We start from the raw sequence: 2,577 nt of genomic DNA on the forward strand, positions 1-2,577 counted from the left end.
AAACACAAATGGATTTTGAACCCAAAGACATTTTAAACTAAAGGAAATAGCTATGAGCGATTATCAAGTTAACAATCCAGCTACTGGCGAAGTGGAAGCAACCTACCCTACGGCAACCGAGCAAGATATCCAAAGAGTGATTGAGCAAGCTGATACAGCCTATCAAGACTGGCGTAAAGTATCGCTAAGTGAGCGCAGTAAGTTACTACATAAAATTGCTGACATCTATCTTGAGCGTAAAGAAGAGCTTGCACGTATTGTAGCAACAGAGATGGGCAAGCCTGTCGCGCAAGCAAAAGGCGAGATCGGACTGGTCGCTGATATCTTTCGTTACTATGCCGATAATGCAGAGCAGCTATTAGCGCCCAATAAAATCGATGTCGATACAGGATCTGCCTCTGTAGAGAAGTTACCTGTCGGCGTCCTTTTGGGTATCATGCCATGGAACTATCCGCATTATCAGGTCGCACGTTTTGCAGCACCGAACTTTATGGCAGGCAATACGCTTATCTTAAAACACGCGCCGCAATGCCCTAAGACGGCAGAAGTGATCGCCGATATATTTAAAGATGCAGGCTTGCCAGAGGGTGTCTATAACAATGTGTTTGCAACCAATGAGCAAGCAGCAACCATCATTGAGGACAGCAGAGTACAAGGTATCTCATTAACGGGCTCTGAGCGAGCTGGGCAAGCCGTTGCCAAGGTAGCAGGCGGCGCACTCAAAAAAGTCGTGCTAGAGCTTGGCGGTTCAGACGCCTTTATTGTCGCAGCTGACGCTGATATCGGAAAAGCCGTACAAGGTGCTATCTCTGGTCGTTTTGGTAATACAGGACAAGCTTGTAATGCTGCCAAACGCCTAATCGTCATTGAGTCAGTTTATGATAAGTTCGTCAAAGGCTTTACCAATGCCGTACGTGATATGAGCTTGTCTGATCCTCTTGATGACAGTACTTTTATCGGACCGATGTCATCTAAAGCAGCAGCGACCAACTTACAAGAGCAGCTCGACAGTGCCATTCAAGCAGGGGCAACCGTATTGGTAGAAGGCGGTATGATCAAAGACAAGCCAGGCGCTTGGTTCAAGCCTGCGGTACTAACAGACGTCGATGAATCCATGGATGTCTATCGTCAAGAGCTTTTTGGTCCCGTTGCCGTCATTTATAAAGCTCGTGATGTCGATCATGCGATTCAAATTGCCAATGATGTACCCTTTGGACTTGGCGCTTCTATTCAAACGCAAGATGCAGAACTGGCAGCTAACATAGCTGATAAGTTAGAAGTCGGTATGGTGACGATTAACGCCCCGTCTGCTAGTGAAGCCAATACCCCGTTCGGCGGTGTTAAACGCTCAGGGTTTGGTCGTGAACTTGGCACCCTTGGTATCACCGAGTTCCTAAACTATAAACTGATTCGTGATAAGTCTTAATAAATAAAAACTTTAATCAAGAGAACAAAAAAAGCCTAACGCTTCGACGTTAGGCTTTTTTTATAAAATAATCAACTAATTAAAATGACGCTATTTTTTATATGGATTTTCTTTTAACCATTGCTGGTTAGCGATTTTTAACTCACGCAGCTCATGATCCATGATTTCTTTACTCTTACCAGGATTTTTCATCGTGGCATAACCATACAATGCAGCACCTAGAACCGTCCAGCCAAGGAAGATCCACCACTCAATAGCGACGAGTGCCGATGGCATACCCGGTAGATAGAGTGCTAACATACCCAGACTGAGAATAATAGTAATGATACCGACAAGCTTACCTGCTGGTATTTTGAATGGACGTACCATATCAGGCTCACGATAGCGTAATACTAAGAATGATATCGCAACGCAAGTATAGGCAATAACAATACCAAAACCACCTGCATCAACAATCCACACCAGCATTTTGCGACCAAATAATGGCGCAAGCGTCGCTAGACCACCAATCAATAAAATCGCATTGACGGGCGTATTGTATTTTGGATGCAGTTTACCCAAGAATGCTGGCAACATGTGCGTTTTTGACATCGCATACAGCAGACGACTACCACCGATCAAGAATGCGTTCCAGCTAGATAAAATACCAAGCACACCCCCGATAACCAGTAAGATACCTGCCCATTTACCTTGCCACGCATTGGTCATCGCATCAGCCGTTGCAAGGGTTGAATTTTCTGCTTGCAAGAGTGGCAATGTCGTACCCACACTCCAAGCAATACCCACGTACCAAATGACCGCAACTACAATGGAGACAATCAAAAACTTACCAATATTGGGACGAGTAAGATCAATCTCTTCTGCCGCTTGTGGAATAACGTCAAAGCCCACAAACATAAAGGGCACCATTACGATAACGGCCATTATACCGGCGACACCACCGATAAAGGCTGGCGCTTGCGTTGAAGTGGCTGTCTCAGGGTTAAACAACACGGCACCGATGAACAGCAACGTACCTACAAACAAAATACCCAATACGGCGATTTTTTGAAACCAAGCACTGACTTCCATACCGCGTATATTTAGCCACGTTACAATGATGGAGCCCAACATCCCGACCCCTACCCATGTGGCATAGACATCCCATCCAG

General features: G+C 45.4%; 2 protein-coding genes. One reads left to right on the plus strand and one right to left on the minus strand.

What is annotated here, in order from left to right; all coding sequences use genetic code 11:
- The first annotated feature begins 52 nt into the window (after positions 1 to 52).
- The gene (locus tag VLN09_RS12015; protein ID WP_325246823.1) at positions 53 to 1,426 is read left to right on the plus strand and encodes an NAD-dependent succinate-semialdehyde dehydrogenase; all 1,374 of its coding nucleotides are present in this window, start codon (positions 53 to 55) and stop codon (positions 1,424 to 1,426) included.
- A gap of 90 nt (positions 1,427 to 1,516) precedes the next feature.
- Here the strand turns inward: VLN09_RS12015 and VLN09_RS12020 are convergent.
- Positions 1,517 to 2,577: APC family permease (locus VLN09_RS12020; protein WP_325246825.1), on the minus strand; the 1,061-nt coding region annotated here is incomplete at its 5' end.

Source organism: Psychrobacter sp., from assembly GCF_035469765.1.
Lineage (GTDB): Bacteria > Pseudomonadota > Gammaproteobacteria > Pseudomonadales > Moraxellaceae > Psychrobacter.

Bases quoted from the DNA above. Each gene is read 5' to 3' on its own strand.
- VLN09_RS12015 (WP_325246823.1), top strand. From the start codon at position 53: ATGAGCGATTATCAAGTTAACAATCCAGCTACTGGCGAAGTGGAAGCA.